Source organism: Novosphingobium sp. B-7 (genome assembly GCF_000410615.1).
Classification (GTDB): domain Bacteria; phylum Pseudomonadota; class Alphaproteobacteria; order Sphingomonadales; family Sphingomonadaceae; genus Novosphingobium; species Novosphingobium capsulatum.
The window spans coordinates 15,369-31,258 of sequence record NZ_KE148356.1; the positions used below are offsets into that span (position 1 = coordinate 15,369).

Annotated in this window: 16 protein-coding genes; 11 read left to right on the plus strand and 5 right to left on the minus strand. The window is 65.4% G+C overall.

Annotated features, from left to right (window positions below; translation table 11 throughout):
• A partial coding sequence (locus H926_RS27570) for a primosomal protein N' (RefSeq protein WP_237741039.1) occupies positions 1–2,125 on the minus strand: 2,125 nt, incomplete at its 3' end.
• 191 nt (positions 2,126–2,316) lie between these two features.
• Here H926_RS27570 and fsa point away from each other — a divergent pair.
• From fsa to cysS, 3 genes are all read left to right on the plus strand, one after another.
• Positions 2,317–2,970, plus strand: coding sequence for a fructose-6-phosphate aldolase (fsa, locus tag H926_RS0113725; RefSeq protein ID WP_022676824.1), 654 nt, complete (start codon positions 2,317–2,319; stop codon positions 2,968–2,970).
• Positions 2,971–3,029: 59 nt separating this feature from the next.
• Positions 3,030–4,850, plus strand: coding sequence for a cobaltochelatase subunit CobT (cobT, locus tag H926_RS0113730; protein WP_022676825.1), 1,821 nt, complete (start codon positions 3,030–3,032; stop codon positions 4,848–4,850).
• A gap of 217 nt (positions 4,851–5,067) precedes the next feature.
• Entirely contained in the window at positions 5,068–6,540 is a 1,473-nt protein-coding gene (cysS, locus tag H926_RS0113735; protein WP_022676826.1) for a cysteine--tRNA ligase, read from the plus strand.
• A gap of 163 nt (positions 6,541–6,703) precedes the next feature.
• Here the strand turns inward: cysS and H926_RS0113740 are convergent, their stop codons facing one another.
• Positions 6,704–7,075 carry a hypothetical protein gene (locus H926_RS0113740; protein ID WP_022676827.1) on the minus strand — a complete coding sequence of 124 codons (372 nt, stop codon included), beginning with the start codon at positions 7,073–7,075 and terminating at the stop codon, positions 6,704–6,706.
• A gap of 232 nt (positions 7,076–7,307) precedes the next feature.
• Between H926_RS0113740 and H926_RS0113745 the strand changes: the two genes are divergently transcribed.
• Both H926_RS0113745 and H926_RS0113750 read left to right on the plus strand, forming a co-directional pair.
• A complete protein-coding gene (locus H926_RS0113745) occupies positions 7,308–8,045 on the plus strand; it encodes a S24 family peptidase (RefSeq protein WP_022676828.1) in 738 nt (245 codons plus the stop codon).
• 55 nt (positions 8,046–8,100) lie between these two features.
• Positions 8,101–8,775, plus strand: a complete 675-nt coding sequence (locus H926_RS0113750) for an MBL fold metallo-hydrolase (protein ID WP_022676829.1) — start codon at positions 8,101–8,103, stop codon at positions 8,773–8,775.
• Positions 8,776–8,818: 43 nt separating this feature from the next.
• On the opposite strand, the gene H926_RS0113755 is transcribed toward H926_RS0113750, so the two are convergent.
• Positions 8,819–9,214: an MAPEG family protein gene (locus H926_RS0113755; RefSeq protein WP_022676830.1), complete on the minus strand. Its 396-nt coding sequence runs from the start codon at positions 9,212–9,214 to the stop codon at positions 8,819–8,821.
• Between the two features lie 269 nt (positions 9,215–9,483).
• Here H926_RS0113755 and rpmF point away from each other — a divergent pair, with 269 nt between their 5' ends.
• The 6 genes from rpmF to H926_RS0113785 all read left to right on the plus strand — a co-directional run bounded on the left by rpmF (position 9,484) and on the right by H926_RS0113785 (position 13,501).
• Entirely contained in the window at positions 9,484–9,663 is a 180-nt protein-coding gene (rpmF, locus tag H926_RS0113760; protein ID WP_022676831.1) for a 50S ribosomal protein L32, read from the plus strand.
• Between the two features lie 28 nt (positions 9,664–9,691).
• Positions 9,692–10,774, plus strand: coding sequence for a phosphate acyltransferase PlsX (gene plsX / locus H926_RS0113765; protein ID WP_022676832.1), 1,083 nt, complete (start codon positions 9,692–9,694; stop codon positions 10,772–10,774).
• Entirely contained in the window at positions 10,771–11,748 is a 978-nt protein-coding gene (locus H926_RS0113770; RefSeq protein ID WP_022676833.1) for a beta-ketoacyl-ACP synthase III, read from the plus strand. The genes plsX and H926_RS0113770 overlap by 4 nt, the downstream gene beginning before the upstream one ends.
• Positions 11,749–11,956: 208 nt before the next feature.
• Positions 11,957–12,256 (plus strand): integration host factor subunit alpha, encoded by a 300-nt coding sequence (locus tag H926_RS0113775; protein ID WP_022676834.1) that lies wholly within the window; start codon positions 11,957–11,959, stop codon positions 12,254–12,256.
• A 12-nt stretch (positions 12,257–12,268) separates the two neighbouring features.
• Complete coding sequence (locus H926_RS0113780; RefSeq protein ID WP_022676835.1) at positions 12,269–12,751, plus strand: MerR family transcriptional regulator; 483 nt, start codon at positions 12,269–12,271, stop codon at positions 12,749–12,751.
• Between the two features lie 192 nt (positions 12,752–12,943).
• Entirely contained in the window at positions 12,944–13,501 is a 558-nt protein-coding gene (locus H926_RS0113785) for a fasciclin domain-containing protein (protein ID WP_022676836.1), read from the plus strand.
• 109 nt (positions 13,502–13,610) lie between these two features.
• On the opposite strand, the gene H926_RS0113790 is transcribed toward H926_RS0113785, so the two are convergent.
• Positions 13,611–15,224 carry a lysine--tRNA ligase gene (locus H926_RS0113790; RefSeq protein ID WP_022676837.1) on the minus strand — a complete coding sequence of 538 codons (1,614 nt, stop codon included), beginning with the start codon at positions 15,222–15,224 and terminating at the stop codon, positions 13,611–13,613.
• A 148-nt stretch (positions 15,225–15,372) separates the two neighbouring features.
• Positions 15,373–15,890: flagellin (locus tag H926_RS34725; protein WP_256380247.1), on the minus strand; the 518-nt coding region annotated here is incomplete at its 5' end.

A 15,890-nucleotide genomic window follows, 5' to 3' on the forward strand; every position in this document is an offset into this window, starting at 1 on the left:
GCCACTGGCGGATCACTTTCTGCACCTCGCTCGATCGGCGGGCATTGACCAGCAGGCGATAGCGATAACGCCCGCGCAGCAGCGAAAGCGGGGCGGGCGCGGGGCCAAGGATCATCACATCGTCAAGGCGCGGCGCGGTGCCGCCAATGGCGCGGGCGGCATCGCGCGCTTCGGCCTCGTCCTCGCTCGACACGATGATCGCGGCCCAGCGGCCGAACGGCGGGGCGTGGGCTTCGCGCCGGGCCTCTGTCTCGGCCGCATAGAACGCGTCGCGATCGCCACTGGCCAGCGCGGCGATCACCGGGGCATCGGGGTGGCGCGTCTGGATCAGCACTTCACCGGGCTTTTCCCCCCGGCCAGCGCGGCCGGCAACCTGCGCCACCTGTTGATAGGTGCGCTCGGCGGCGCGCAAGTCGCCGCCTTCCAGGCCCATGTCGGCATCGACCACCCCCACCAGGGTTAGGTCGGGGAAGTGATAGCCCTTTGTTACCAGTTGCGTTCCCACGATCACGTCGATGGCCTTGTTCTCTGCCTGGGCCACGAATTCGGCCGCCTTGGCCGCACTCGTCAACGTGTCCGAAGTGACAAGCGCCACGCGCGCCTCGGGCAGGATCGTGGCCACTTCGTCGGCAATGCGCTCCACCCCCGGGCCGCAGGCGACCAGGCAATCGGGCTCGCCGCATTCGGGGCAGGCGCGGGGCGTTGGCACCTCGTGGCCGCAATGATGGCAGGCGAGGCGCTGCGACAGGCGGTGTTCGACCAGCCACGCCGAGCAATTGGGGCACTGGAAGCGATAGCCGCAGGTGCGGCACAGCGTCAGCGGGGCATAGCCGCGCCGGTTGAGAAACAGCAGGCTCTGCTCACCCTTGGCCAGCCGCTCGCGCAGGCCCTCCACCAGCGGCGGGGCCAGCCAGTGGCCGCGCTCCGGCGCTTGTTCGCGCAAGTCGAGAATGCGGATATCGGGCAGGCCGGCGCCGCCAAAGCGGCTGGGCAACACCAGCCGTTCATAGCGCCCGCTCGCGGCCATATGCAGGCTTTCCAGCGCGGGGGTGGCGCTGGCCAGCACCACCGGGATGCTTTCGAAATAGCCGCGCATCACCGCCACATCGCGCGCGTTGTAGCGCACGCCGTCGTCCTGCTTGAACGAGATCTCGTGGGCTTCGTCCACCACGATCAGGCCCAGCGCGGCAAAGGGCAGGAACAGTGCCGACCGCGCGCCCACTACCACTTGCGCGCGCCCCTGCGCCACCGCCCGCCAGGCCCGGCGCCGTTCCGACGATTTGAGCGAGGAATGCCAGGTGACCGGCTCCACGCCAAAGCGCGCCTCGAACCGGGCGAGGAAACTTTGCGTCAGCGCGATTTCGGGCAGCAGCACCAGCACCTGGCGCCCCTGTTCCAGCGCGGCGGCAATCGCCTCGGCATAAGTCTCGGTCTTGCCCGATCCGGTCACCCCGTCGAGCAGGAACGTGACGAAACGCCGCGCCGCCACGGCCTCTACCAGCCGCCCGGCGACCTGCGCCTGGGTGGGGGTCAATTCCGGCACGGCATGGCGCGGATCGGCGGCGGGGTAGGGCCGGTCGGCATCGACCGTGACGGGTTCGAGCAGGCCGGCATTGACCATGCCGCGCAGCACCCCGTCGGAAACCTCGGCAATTTCGGCAAGTTCGCGGATCGTCGCCTGCTGGTCGATCAACAGGTCCATCGCCTGCGCGCGTTGCGGTGTCAGCCGGCCCGGCTCGCGCCCGGACAGGCGATATTCGGTAACTGTGCTGCCGCCTTGCAGCGCCGCCGTGCTCGACAGCGCCATGCGCGCCACGGCCGAAAGCGGGGCCATGTAGTAATCGGCGCACCATTCGATCAGGCGGCGCAGCGGCGCGCCGAGCGGCGGCACCGGCACCACGCCCAGGATCGGGCGCAGCTTGTGTTCGGGCACGTCGGCACTGGGCAGGCGGTCTTCTTCCCATACCACGCCCAGAATCTGGCGCGGCCCCAGCGGGCAGACCACCACCTGGCCCGGCACCACATCGAGATGTGCGGGCACCTTGTAGTCGAGCGGCCCCAGCGCGGCGTTGAACACCACGCAACGGATGCGGCGGGATTGGCTGCGCGGCGGGGGCTGGCTCATCACCCCGTGCATATAGGCAGCCGGGCGCATGGGGCAAATGGGGAACGCGGCCTTTGCGCCAACGTTGATCGGGGTATGGCGCACAAGCAGGCCTGACAGCGCGATGGGGCTGCCCTATAGCCCGCGCCAGATTCGCCGTTATGGTGTTAACGCCATTATCAAATCATAACCCTTGCGCAGGACAATCCCTCATGAAGTTCTTTGTCGACACGGCCGATACCGCCGAAATCGCCGATCTGGCCGCCACCGGGCTTCTCGATGGCGTGACCACCAACCCCAGCCTGATCGCCAAGTCGGGCCGCGACTTCATCGAGGTGACCAAGGAAATCTGCCACCTCACGCACGGGCCGGTTTCGGCCGAAGTGGTCGCGCTCGATCACGCCGGGATGATGCGCGAGGCCGAAATCCTGCGCAAGATCGCCGACAACGTGTGCATCAAGGTGCCGCTGACGATCGACGGCCTCAAGACCTGCAAGAAGCTGACCGCCGATGGCACGATGGTCAACGTCACGCTGTGCTTCTCGGCCAACCAGGCGCTGCTTGCGGCCAAGGCCGGCGCGACGTTCGTCTCGCCCTTCGTCGGCCGCCACGATGACAACGGCTTTGACGGCATGGACCTGATCCGCGACATCCGCCTGATCTATGACAACTATGCCTACGAGACCGAAATCCTCGTCGCCTCGATCCGCCATGGCATCCACATTCTGGAAAGCGCGCGCATCGGCGCCGACGTGATCACCGCACCGCCGGCGGTGATCAAGGGCCTGTTCAAGCATGTCCTGACCGAAAAGGGCATCGAAGGGTTCCTTGCGGATTGGGCCAAGACCGGCCAATCTATCGGTTGATGAAGACACGCGCCCCGGTTTCTGTGGCCGGGGCGCGATTTGCAAAACTGGATTGATTCTTGGCTGCCGAATCCCCGCTCGATACCTTCCGCTCCGTTCTCACCGGCACGTCCCGCGCCTTGGCGGAACAGCCCGAAGTGGAAGTGGCATGGACATCGGACCAGGCCAGCCAGACCGGCAAGCTGATGCGCGTGCCCATGCCCGGCCGCGCCTTGCCGGCAGAGCAGGTGGCCCAGGCGCGTGGCGCCGCCGATTCCATGGCGCTGCGCCTGCGCTATCACAACGATGCGCTGCACAATGCCGGCGCGCCGGCGGAAATGCTCGCCCGCGCCTGTTATGACGCGGTGGAGCGGGTGCGCTACGAAGTGCTCGGCTCTGACGGATATCAGGGCATGCGCGGCAATCTCGATGCCGTGACCGCGCAGCGGGTCAGCGCCGATCCGATCAGCCGCGCGACCAAGCCCGAAGAAGTGCCGCTGCCCACCGCGCTTTCGTTGCTGCTGCGCGAAAAGCTTACCGGCGCGCCAATCCCGGCGCTGGCCAAGCTTGGCACCGACATGGTGCGCAGCTGGATCGAGGCCAAGGCCGGCGACGACATGGCAAGCCTTGCCGGCAGCCTGGAAGACCAGAAGGCGTTCCAGAAGCTGGCGCTCTCGATGCTCGGCCATCTCGATCTCACCCAGGCCGCTGCGCCCGAGCAGAACGAGAACGAGGACGAAGACAGCGAGGACGAACAGGACGACGGCACCGAAAAGCCCGAAGAGTCCGAGTCCAGCGCGGATGACCAGCAACCGGTCGAGCAGGCCGGCGATACCTCTGACGGGGAAGGCGATGGCGATCAGCAGGAAGAGGCCGATCGCCCCGATGATGCCGCCGATGCCGACATGGCTGACGAGGGCGAGGAAGGCATGCTGCCCACCCGGCCCAACCGTCCGTGGACCGACCTGCCCGAGGATTTCGACTACAAGACCTATACCACCCGTTTCGACGAGGTGATCGCCGCTACCGACCTGTGCGACGAGGAAGAGCTGACGCGCCTGCGCGCCTACCTCGACAACCAGATGAAGGGCCTGCAAAGCGTGGTGACGCGGCTGGCCAACCGCCTGCAGCGCCGCCTGATGGCCGCGCAGAACCGCAGCTGGGATTTCGACCAGGAGGAAGGCCTGCTCGATGCCGCGCGGCTGGCCCGCGTGGTGATCGCGCCGGGCCATTCGCTGTCATACAAGATCGAGCGCGAAGTCGAGTTCAAGGACACCGTCGTGACCTTGCTGATCGACAATTCCGGCTCGATGCGCGGGCGGCCGATCTCCATCGCGGCGATCAGCGCCGATATCCTGGCGCGCACGCTGGAACGCTGCGGGGTGAAGACTGAAGTGCTCGGCTTTACCACTCGCGCCTGGAAGGGCGGCCAATCGCGCGAGGCGTGGCTGGCCGGTGGCAAGCCGGCGCATCCCGGCCGTCTCAACGACTTGCGCCACATTGTTTACAAGAAGGCTGACGAGCCCTGGCGCCGCGCGCGCAAGAACCTGGGCCTGATGATGCGCGAAGGCCTGCTCAAGGAAAACATCGACGGCGAGGCGCTGCTCTGGGCGCACACCCGCATGCTCGCCCGGCAAGAGGATCGCCGCATCCTGATGGTGATTTCCGATGGCGCGCCGGTGGATGACAGCACGCTGTCGGTCAACCACGCCGGCTATCTGGAACAGCACCTGCGCCGGGTGATCGACTGGATCGAAAAGCAGAGCCCGGTACAACTGGTCGCCATCGGCATCGGCCATGACGTGACCCGCTATTACCGCCGCGCCGTGACGATCATGGACGTGGAGCAACTGGGCGGCACGATCGTGGAACAGCTGGCCGACCTGTTCGAGGTGGATTGAGCGTTCGGTAGGAACGGGGCTTCGACAGGCTCAGCCCGAACGGGTTTAGCAGGGTGTAAAGCCCCATCCTCTTTAGAGGAGGGGGTTGCGGGTGGTGCGGACCCTGGCGCCGGGCATCCACCCCCCCCCGACCCCCTCCTCTGAAGAGGATGGGGAGAGGAATGGTTCACCACCCCAACCTTGACCGCACACCCCCGCGCGGGGCAAAGCGCGCGGCATGACCGACCAATCCGCCCCGCTCATGCTGTTCAACAGCCTTACCCGCGCGCTCGAACCGTTCGTGCCGGTCCATCCTGGCGAAGCGCGGGTCTATTCCTGCGGGCCGACGGTCTATAACTATCCCCACATCGGCAACATGCGCGCCTATGTCTTTGCCGATGTGCTGGGCCGCACGCTGTCGTGGAAGGGCTATGCGCTCACCCACGTCATCAACATCACCGACGTGGGCCACCTGACCGACGATGCCGACGCCGGCGAAGACAAGCTGGAAAAGGCCGCGCGGGCCAATGCGCAATCGATCTGGGACATCGCGCGCCACTATACCCAGGCCTATTGGGCGGATATCGACGCGCTGGGCATTCGCCAGCCGGCGCACTGGTCGATCGCCACCGATTATGTGCCGGCGATGATCGAGTTCGCCCAGAGCATTGCCGACAAGCACTGCTACGAGTTGCCCGGCGGCCTCTATTTTGATGTCTCCACCGTGGCCGACTATGGCAAGCTCGCCCGCGCCGCGACCGACGAGGGCGAAGGGCGGATCGAGCAGGTGGAGGGCAAGCGCCACCAGGCCGACTTCGCGATCTGGCGCAAGACCCCGCCGGGCGAGACGCGCCAGATGGAGTGGGACAGCCCCTGGGGCCGCGGTGCGCCGGGCTGGCACCTGGAATGCTCGGTCATGTCGGGCAAGCTGCTGGGCTTTCCGTTCGACATCCACACCGGCGGGATCGACCACCGCGAGATCCACCACCCCAACGAAATCGCGCAAAACCAGGCGTTCTGCTGCGCCGGCAGCCTGGCTGACCCGGCCAATTCCGGCGCGCGCATGTGGATGCACAACAATTTCCTGGTCGAACGCTCTGGCAAGATGAGCAAGTCTTCCGGCGAGTTCCTGCGCCTGCAACTCTTGATCGACCGGGGCTATCACCCGCTCGCCTATCGCCTGATGTGCCTGTCGGCACATTATCGCAGCGAGCTGGAGTTTTCCTGGGAAGGGCTGGGCGCGGCGCTCACCCGGTTGAAGCGCATGGTCATGGCCGTGGCTCAACTCAAAGAGCGTGCGGAAGAAGGCGTCGATACCAGCGCCTGGCGCAGCCATGCCAAGCTGGCGCCGCTGGTGGAGCGCTTCGACGCAGCGGTCAGCGAGGATCTCAATACCGCCGTGGCGCTGACCGTGCTCGACGAGGCGGTGGCGCTCAAGAAGATCGATCCGGCGCTCAAGCTGGCGGCGATCACCGCGTTTGACGCGGTGCTGGGCCTCAACCTGCTCACGCTCGATCGCACCGCCCTGCGCCTGCGCCCCAAGGCGGCCACGATCACCGAGGACGAGATCGCCCAGCGCATCGCCGCCCGCCAGGAAGCCCGCGCCGCCAAGGACTTTGCCCGCAGCGACGCCTTGCGCGACGAACTGGCGGCCGAGGGCGTGGACGTGATGGACGGCGACCCGCTCGGCTGGGACTGGCGGCTGGGGTGATTTTTCTCCCCATCCTCTTTAGAGGAGGGGGTTGGGGGGTGGTGGATGCCCAGCGCAAGGCTTCGCACCACCCCCAACCCCTCCTCTGAAGAGGAGGAGAGAAAATCCCGTGTTTCCACCCCGTTCGGGCTGAGCCTGTCGAAGCCCGCGCGCGCCACACCAATCACCCCTGATCGAGCAGCAGCAGTTCCAGCTCCACCTCCAGCGTGCGCTGCGGCAGCATGGCCTCGTCGGTGCGCACCACGGTCACATCGGCCACCACCGCGCCGGGCACGGTGAATTCATGGTCGGGCAGGGCGGCAATCAGCGCCTCGCCATCGTCGCACGCTTCCCACCCGGTGTAGCGCAGGATCACGGTATGGCGCGCGCCGGAAAAGGTGACGCTGGCCCAGGGTCGTTCGCGGTGGTCGATGAGTTGTGCGCTGCGCCCGGCCAGCGCCAGCACGCTGCGCACCACGCGGGGCGCCAAGCCTGCCGCGACTCGGCGCGGGCGAGGGGCATTGCTGGGGCTGAAAGCATCGTGATTGCGCAGCATGGGAAGCAATCCTTTGTGTTGAAAACCCAATATGTTCATGAAATGTTCTTTGGCGCTTTTGCCACTGTCGCGGCCATGCCGGCTGGTCTGAATGGTTAAGGACATGGGTTGAATCGCGACATGAAATTTCCTCGGATTCCGGTGCAGTCCTGTGGACAAATCCCGATAAAAATCCTATAAACTGCGGGATAGACCTAGTGTCTAGGAAAAATCCTTCGAGTTTGGACGCACCATGGCGAAGTCTCTGGAATCTGTCGAAAGCGCTGGCGCGATAGGCAAAGGTGGCGGTGAACCGCTCGATCCGGCGCGGGCGCGGCTGGTCGAACTGGCTGCCGCGCGGGGGGTTTCGCTCTCGGCGCTGTCTGGGCTGATCGGGCGCAATGCCAGCTATCTCCAGCAATTCGTGCGCAAGGGCTCGCCGCGCAAGCTGGAGGAGATCGACCGTGGCACCCTGGCGCGGTTCTTTGGCGTGGACGAGGCGGAACTGGGCGCGCCCGATCCGGCGGTGCATGTGCCCGCGGCACTGCGGCAGGATGGCGTCGGTCTTTCCACGCCGCGAACCCAGGCCGAATGGGCCGATATTCCCCGCCTGGCGCTGGGCGCTTCGGCCGGGCCAGGGGCGCTGACGGCCGATGAAGTGCCGGTCGGCCGGCTGCGCTTTTCCAGCCGCTGGCTCAAGGCGCAGGGCCTCGATCCGGCCATGCTCAGCGTGATCGAGGTGGAAGGCGACTCGATGGAGCCGACGCTGCGCGACAGCGACGAAATCCTGGTCGACCGCACCCCGCGCCCGTTGCGCGCCGGCATCCACGTGATCCGCGTGGACGATGTGCTGCTGGTCAAGCGATTGGAAGCGGGCGCGGCGGGCATGATCCGCGTGATCAGCGACAACCCCGCCTATCCCCGCATGGAACGCCCCATGGCCGATGTCGACGTGGTCGGCCGCGTGGTATGGAAGGGCGGCAAGATCTGAAGGTGCGGCGCGCCAACGGCTTGCCATTTGCCGGCGCGCTGGCCATTTCAGGGGCATGAGTCAGACCCCATCCAGCACCGTGCCGCCCATGCAAGTGGCGATTTTGCCCGTTACGCCGTTGCAGCAGAACTGCACGCTGTTGTGGTGCACGGCCACGATGAAGGCGGCGGTGATCGATCCGGGGGGTGATCTCGACCGGATCAAGGCCCTGGTGGCCAAGGCTGGCGTCACGGTGGAAAAGCTGCTGATCACCCATGGCCACCTCGATCATTGCGGCGGCGCGGCGCAGCTGGCGCGCGACCTCGGCGTGCCGATCGAAGGGCCGCACGAGGCGGACCTGTTCTGGATCGCCAAGCTGGCCGAGGATAGCGGCCGCTGGGGCGTGCCGGCGGAAATCTTCACGCCGACGCGCTGGCTCGACCAAGGCGATACGGTCACGGTGGGCAATCTGACGCTCGATGTGCTGCATTGCCCGGGGCACACGCCGGGCCACGTGGTGTTTTTCCACGAGCCCTCGCGCTTTGCCGTGGTGGGCGATGTGCTGTTCCAGGGTGGCATCGGCCGCTGGGATTTCCCGCTCGGCAACTTTGACGATCTGGTCGCCTCGATCACCGGGCGGCTGTGGCCGCTGGGCGATGACGTGATGTTCAATCCAGGGCACGGCCCGCGCAGCACGTTTGGCCAGGAACGTGCGACCAATCCCTGGGTGGGGGATGCCGCGCTCGCCTGAGCGAAGCGGGCCTGATTCGTGGCGAATCAGGCCCGCAGGTTTTTCAGGCGTCGGCCGCGATGGAAATCGCCCAGACGGCAAGGCCAAGCAGCGCGAGAATCGTGGTCAGCGTGCCGATCATGCGCAGGCGCGAAGGCTGCTTGCCATCCATGCCCACGCCATGGGCAACGCGGCCCAGCATATAGATGCCCATGACGCCGAGCAGCCACGGGCTGCCCGGCCGCGCCAGTTCCACCAGGCCCGACAGGACCAGCACGATCGGGGCGCTTTCGATGAAGTTGGCCTGGGCGCGCATGCGCGCGACCAGCGGCGGATGGCCACCATCGCCCAGCGCGATCTTGGCCTCGCGCCGCACCATGCCGATGCGCACCATCAGCCAGAAATTGAGAATCGCCGCCGCCCCGGCGGAAACCAGGGTGATGGGCAGGATGATCGGCATCGTGTATTTTCCCCTCTCGCATGTTCTGCCCAGGTTTTCTGCGCCGGTGCATGGGCCAAATGCCGCCTTTGCGACGAGGCCATGCTTGCAAAGCACCAGAAAATCCGTATAGGCGCGGCCTTCGCCCGTGATAGGCGATGCCGGTCCACCCGCTCTAATCCAGAACGGAAGCCGTATGAACCCTTCGTCGTGAGATGCGGGGTTGTGCGGTGGCACGGTTTTCCCTATCGCGCCCGCAATCGTTGTAATTTTCAGGAACAGGTGCCGAAATGGCCGTCCCAAAAAGAAAGACCTCCCCGTCCCGCCGGGGCATGCGCCGCAGCCACGATGCGCTGAAGGCAGAAGCATTCCACGAATGCTCGAACTGCGGTGAACTCAAGCGCCCGCACATGCTGTGCAACGCTTGCGGTCACTACAACGGTCGCGAAATCATCGCCGTCGGCGCCTGAGCCGATCTGACGGAGGGATGATCGGATCATGAGCCTGCCCAGAATCGCCGTCGATGCGATGGGCGGCGACGAAGGCGTGCGCGTGATGATCGAAGGCGCCGCGCTTGCGCGTCGGCGCCACGATCGCTTCAAGTTCCTGCTGGTCGGGGACGAGGTGAAGATCGCTCAAGCCCTTGACCATCATCCCAACCTTCGCAGCGCGTCGGAAATTCTCCACGCGCCCGAAGCGGTGGCCGGCGATGAACGGCCCACCCAAGCCCTGCGCCGCGCACGCACCACGTCGATGGGATTGGCCATCGATGCGGTGAAGCGTGGCGAGGCTGGCGCTGCGGTGAGCAGCGGCAATACCGGCGCGCTCATGGCCATGGCCAAGTTGGCGCTGCGCACCATGCCTGGCATCGATCGCCCGGCACTGGCTGCCCTCCTGCCCACGCTGGGCACGCACGATGTCATCATGCTCGACCTGGGCGCGAACACCGATTGCGATGCCCGCAATCTGTTCCAGTTCGCCATCATGGGCGCAGCCTATGCGCGCATCGTCCACGGGCTCGACAGCCCGCGCGTGCGCCTGCTCAACATCGGCACCGAAGAAACCAAGGGCACCGAAAACCTGCGCGATGCCGCCGCCCTGCTCAAGCAGGCCGCTGCCTCGCTCGCGCTGACGTTCGATGGCTTTGCCGAGGCGGACAAGGTCTCGCGCGGCGATTTCGATGTCGTGGTGACCGATGGTTTTTCCGGCAACATCGCGTTGAAAGCGATGGAAGGCGCCGCCCGCTTTGTGGGCGATCTGCTGCGTCGCAGCTTCGCCTCGTCGCTGCGGTCCAAGCTGGGCTTCCTGATCTCGCGACCGGCGACCGAAACGCTCAAGCATCATCTCGATCCCAACAACCACAACGGGGCGGTGTTCCTCGGCCTGAATGGCGTGGTGGTGAAAAGCCATGGCAGCGCATCGGCCATGGGGGTGGCCAATGCCGTCGCCGTGACCGCGCGCCTCCTGGAGGAAAACCTGATCGAGCGCATCGCGGCCGACGTGGCTGCGGTGGACCCCGATACGATTCGCCAGCCGGCCCGACGCCGTGCGGCCAACACGGAAGGTGAAACCGCGCTGTGACTCTGCGCTCGGTTATTACCGGCAGCGGTTCCGCTCTGCCGCAACGTGCCGTTTCCAATGCTGAAATGGCGCAGATGGTGGATACCACCGACGAATGGATCGTGGAGCGCACGGGCATTCGCAATCGCTATATCGCGGGGGAGGGCGAAACCACGTCCTCGCTCGCCATCCTCGCCGCGCGCCGCGCGATCGAGGCTGCGGGGATCGAACCTGCCAGCATCGACCTGATCGTGCTGGCCACGGCCACACCGGATCAGACCTTTCCCGCCACGGCCACGATCGTGCAGCAGGCGCTGGGCTGCAATGGCGGCATGGCATTTGACGTCGCGGCGGTCTGCTCGGGCTTTCTCTATGCGATGGGTACGGCCGATGCCATGCTGCGCACCGGCATGGCGCGCCGCGCCCTGGTGATTGGCGCGGAAACCTTCAGCCGCATTCTCGATTGGGAAGACCGCACCACCTGCGTGCTGTTTGGCGATGGCGCCGGCGCCATGGTGCTCGAAGCGCGCGAAGTCGATCCGGCTGACGCGGCGGCGCCGGGCGTTCTGGCCACCCGCCTCCATGCCGATGGCGCCCACAACCAGCTACTCTATGTCGATGGTGGTGCCTCTACCACGGGCACGGTGGGCAAGCTGCGGATGAAGGGGCGCGAGGTGTTCCGCCACGCCGTCACCAATCTCGCCTCGGTACTGCAGGAAGTGCTGACCGACACCGGCCATGTTTCTGCCGATATCGATTGGGTGGTGCCGCATCAGGCCAACTACCGCATTCTCGATGCCACCGCGCGTAAGCTCGGTCTGCCGGCGGAAAAGGTGGTGGTGACGGTGGACCAGCACGCCAATACCAGCGCCGCTTCGGTGCCACTGGCGTTTGACACCGCCGTGCGCGACGGGCGCATCACCAAGGGGCACCTGGTGGTGTTCGAAGCGATGGGCGGCGGGTTTACCTGGGGGGCGTGCATCGCCCGCATGTGATTCGCGCCACTGTGGTGCCAAGTGATTTCACGACCGTTTTGGAGCATGGGGATGCCTGAAACGATCTGAAACAGTCCGATCATCGCTGGATTTTTGCTGCGCAGAAAATCCATCAGGGCTTTGACGGAATGGAGTGCATTGCCTGTCCTGCAAAACGCGCTATTGTATGGGACGGGAAGGGATTTTTTTACCGGGGGGTAAAACAACCATGCGTTCTGTTGGTACGCTGACACGGGCCGATCTGGCCGAGAGCATCAATCGTCGGGTCGGTCTTTCACGGGCGGATTCGCTCGAAATGGTCGAGGCCATATTGCAGCACATGAGTGGTGCACTGTCCGAAGGCGAGAATGTTAAGATTTCCGGTTTCGGTACGTTCCTGTTGCGGGACAAGGCCGAACGCATCGGGCGTAACCCCAAGACCGGGGTGGAAGTGCCGATCACGCCACGGCGCGTGCTCACCTTCCGCGCCAGCCAGATGCTGAAGGATCGCATCAGCGACGGTTCCTGATAGAATGGATACATGACGGATAAGGGCCATCTCGTTTCTCCCGAAAGTGTGATTGATGATGGCAAGGCGCCCGATGCCTTGCGCACGATCGGAGAGGTGGCCCGGCTCCTGGGCGTGAAGCCGCATGTCCTGCGCTATTGGGAAGAGCAGTTTCCGATGCTGCGCCCGCTGACGCGCGCCGGTAACCGGCGCTATTACCGGGCCGAAGACGTGGCGCTCGTGGCCACGATCGACCGCCTGCTCAATCACGAAGGCTATACCATTCGCGGCGCCCGCCAGGCACTGGACGGTGACCTGCGCGTCAACGCGCCTGTGGCGTTGGACAAGGCCGACCAGGGCCCGGTCTCTGCACCGCTGGCAGCGGATCGGGAAACCGCGCCCATGGGCACGGACAGCCCCGCGTTGGAAACCGAACTGGTTGCCGCGGTGGCGCGGCTGCGCGTGCATCTGGAACAGATCCGCAGCGGTCTGGCGGCGGCGCTGGACGACGACTGACCCGGCCGGGCACAGCGGATGCCGCGCCACCTGCCGTGCGTCGCCCGAAAGGGAAAGGCGGCCTTTCCCTAAAAATCTGCTTCGTTTCATTTGTTTGCGCCGCGTTGCCCTTGTGGGCAGGGGCATGCGCTGGAACTCTGCCTGTTTGATCTGGTTCGAACGGCGGCAATGATGCCGAGTGGAGAGTTTCCCATGCTGAAAGGCAAGTTCTATGCGTCGCTGGCCGCTGCCGGCCTGGCGCTCGCGCTCACCCCCGCCGCCCAGGCCGCCGCTTCGAAGATGGTCGGTGGCGCCGCGATGGTTGGCACCAAGACGATCGTTGAAAATGCGTCGAAGTCGTCCGATCACACCACGCTGGTCGCCGCCGTCAAGGCCGCCGGCCTGGTCGACACGCTGAACGGCAAGGGTCCGTTCACCGTGTTCGCGCCGACCAACGAAGCCTTTGCCGCGCTGCCGGCAGGCACCGTGGACACGCTGCTCAAGCCTGAAAACAAGGCGCAGCTAACCCAGATCCTCACCTACCACGTGGTGGCCGGCAAGGTGACTGCGGCTGACCTGATCGCCAAGATCAAGGCCGGCGGCGGCACCGCCACGCTGACCACGGTGGAAGGCGAACCGCTGACCGCCATGCTCGATGGCAGCAATGTCGTCCTGACCGACGCCAAGGGCGGCAAGGCCACGGTGACGATCGCCGATGTGCCGCAGTCCAACGGCGTGGTGCACGTGATCAATGCCGTGCTGATGCCGTAATGCTGTTGGGGGCGGGATAACATTCCCTCCCCCTGGCCCCCTCCCGCAAGCGGGAGGGGGACACAGCTATCTCCCCTCCCGCTTGCGGGAGGGGCTGGGGGAGGGCGTGTCAGCCCTCTGCCAGTGCCTCAGCAATCAACTTGCGCGTATTGCCTACACCATACAGCGCGATGAAGCTGCCCATGCGCGGGCCCTGGGCAGAGCCCAGCAGCGTCTCATACAGCGCCTTGAACCAGTCACGCAGGGTTTCGAAGCCGTAGTGCGGGTCCTTGCCGATTTCATAGACGATATTCTGCAATTCCTCGGCCGTGGCATCGTCGCTCGTCGCGGCGAGTTCTTCGTCGAGGGCGGCCAGCGCCACTGCCTCGCCAGCCTCGGGCTTGCGCCGCACCAGCGTGGGCGCGATGAAATCCCGGTTGTAAGCCAGCGCCCGCGTCACCAGCGCGTCGAGCGCGGGATGGGCGGCCGGATCGGCATTGTCGACATAGTTGGCAAGGTATGACCACACCTGTTCGCGCGTGGCATGGGCGCCCAGCACGCCGACGAGGTTGAGCAGCAGGCCATAAGTCACCGGCAGCTTGTCGCCCGCGCCAGATTGTTCGCCATTGGTGCGCAGCAGGTGCCACACCGGGTTGCCCAGTTGCTGCTCCACCGGCTGGCTGGCCAGCTTTTCGCGGAACTGCCAGTATTCATCGACCGCGCGCGGGATGATGCCCACGTGCAGCGACTTGGCGCTCTTGGGTTCGCGGAACAGGTAGAAGCCGAGGGATTCCTCGCTGCCGTAATCGAGCCATTGCTCGATGGTCAGGCCATTGCCCTTGGACTTCGAGATCTTTTCGCCCTTCTCGTCCAGGAACAGTTCGTAGATCAGGCCTTCGGGGCGGCGGCCGCCGAGCACCTGGGCGATGCGGCCCGATTGCGTCACGCTGTCGGTCAGGTCCTTGCCGCACATCTCGTAATCGACGCCCAGCGCCACCCAGCGCATCGCCCAGTCGACCTTCCACTGTAGCTTGGACTTGCCGCCCAGGATCGATTGCTCGACCACCTCGCCGGTCACGTCGGTAAAGCGGATCATGCCGCTTTCGGCATCGACCACTTCCACCGGCACCTGGAGCACCTGGCCATTGCTGGGCGAGATCGGCAGGACCGGCGAATAGGTCTTGCGGCGTTCCTCGCGCAGGGTGGGCAGCATGATGCCCATGATCGCGTCGAAATGGCGCAGCACGTTCTTGAGCGCTTCGTCGAAAGCGCCCGAATTGTAGCGTTCGGCGCCCGAGACGAATTCATAGTCGAAGCTGAAGCGATCGAGGAATTCGCGCAGCATCGCGTTGTTATGGTGGGCAAAGCTTTCGTACTTGCCGAACGGATCGGGGATGCGGCTCAACGGCTCCTGCAGGTGCGCGGTGAGGAGGTCCTTGTTGGGCACGTTGTCGGGCACCTTGCGCAGCCCATCCATGTCGTCGGAAAAGGCGACCAGGCGCGTGGGGTGGCCACCGGTCAGCACTTCATAGGCGCGGCGCACCAGCGTGGTGCGCAACACTTCCTGGAAGGTGCCGATGTGCGGCAGGCCCGAGGGACCATAGCCGGTTTCGAACAGCACCGGCACCAGCTCGCCCGCGCCGTCGCGTTTCCCGCCGGGGTAGCGCTTGATCAGCTTGCGCGCTTCCTCGAACGGCCAGGACTTCGACACTTGGGCGGCGGTGGTGAGTTCGGTTTGGGTCATGGTTCCCGCCCTTTCGCGCCTGCCGCGCGCGAAGGCAAGGCATTTGGGGCGGTTGATGCGGCGGTTCCATGCGAAAATGCGGCACAGCCCGGGGGTGGGCTGTACCGCATTTCCGTGGAGGCTCCCGAAGCGGGTGTGGATGGGGGACTTACTTCAGGAGCGTCAGGACATTCTGCTGGTTCTGGTTGGCCTGCGAGATCATCGCGGTCGATGCCTGGGCCAGGATCTGCGCCTTGGCCATGGCGGTGGTTTCAGCAGAATAATCAGTATCGAGAATGCGGCTGCGCGCATCGGACAGGTTGGTGACGTTGTCGGTCAGGTTGTTGACCACCGATTGCAGACGGTTCTGACCGGCACCGAATTCGGCACGCACGGCCGTCACCTGCGCCAGGGCGGAGTCAATGTTGTCCATCGTGGTCGAAGCCTTGGCTGAATCGCTCACGTCCAGCGCCTGGGTGGTGGACGTAGCATCATAGGTCGATGCGCCCGAGCCGAACAGGATCTGGCCGTCGAACGCCTTGGAGCGCAGCGTGACCACGTTGGTGGTGTTGGCGCCGGCCTGGATATCGAGCGTGAGATCGTCGCTGCCATCGGTGGCGGGGGTGCTGGTCATCACCTTGAACACGTTGTTGCCGTTGAACAGGGTGTTGTTGAGCACGTCTGAAA

Excerpts from the sequence above, each read along its gene's own strand:
- fsa (WP_022676824.1), top strand. The coding sequence starts at position 2,317 with ATGAAGTTCTTTGTCGACACGGCCGATACCGCCGAAATCGCCGATCTG.
- cysS (WP_022676826.1), top strand. The coding sequence starts at position 5,068 with ATGACCGACCAATCCGCCCCGCTCATGCTGTTCAACAGCCTTACCCGC.
- H926_RS0113740 (WP_022676827.1), bottom strand. The coding sequence starts at position 7,075 with ATGCTGCGCAATCACGATGCTTTCAGCCCCAGCAATGCCCCTCGCCCG.
- H926_RS0113745 (WP_022676828.1), top strand. The coding sequence starts at position 7,308 with ATGGCGAAGTCTCTGGAATCTGTCGAAAGCGCTGGCGCGATAGGCAAA.
- H926_RS0113750 (WP_022676829.1), top strand. The coding sequence starts at position 8,101 with ATGAGTCAGACCCCATCCAGCACCGTGCCGCCCATGCAAGTGGCGATT.
- H926_RS0113755 (WP_022676830.1), bottom strand. The coding sequence starts at position 9,214 with ATGCCGATCATCCTGCCCATCACCCTGGTTTCCGCCGGGGCGGCGGCG.
- rpmF (WP_022676831.1), top strand. The coding sequence starts at position 9,484 with ATGGCCGTCCCAAAAAGAAAGACCTCCCCGTCCCGCCGGGGCATGCGC.
- plsX (WP_022676832.1), top strand. The coding sequence starts at position 9,692 with ATGAGCCTGCCCAGAATCGCCGTCGATGCGATGGGCGGCGACGAAGGC.
- H926_RS0113775 (WP_022676834.1), top strand. The coding sequence starts at position 11,957 with ATGCGTTCTGTTGGTACGCTGACACGGGCCGATCTGGCCGAGAGCATC.
- H926_RS0113780 (WP_022676835.1), top strand. The coding sequence starts at position 12,269 with ATGACGGATAAGGGCCATCTCGTTTCTCCCGAAAGTGTGATTGATGAT.
- H926_RS0113785 (WP_022676836.1), top strand. The coding sequence starts at position 12,944 with ATGCTGAAAGGCAAGTTCTATGCGTCGCTGGCCGCTGCCGGCCTGGCG.
- H926_RS0113790 (WP_022676837.1), bottom strand. The coding sequence starts at position 15,224 with ATGACCCAAACCGAACTCACCACCGCCGCCCAAGTGTCGAAGTCCTGG.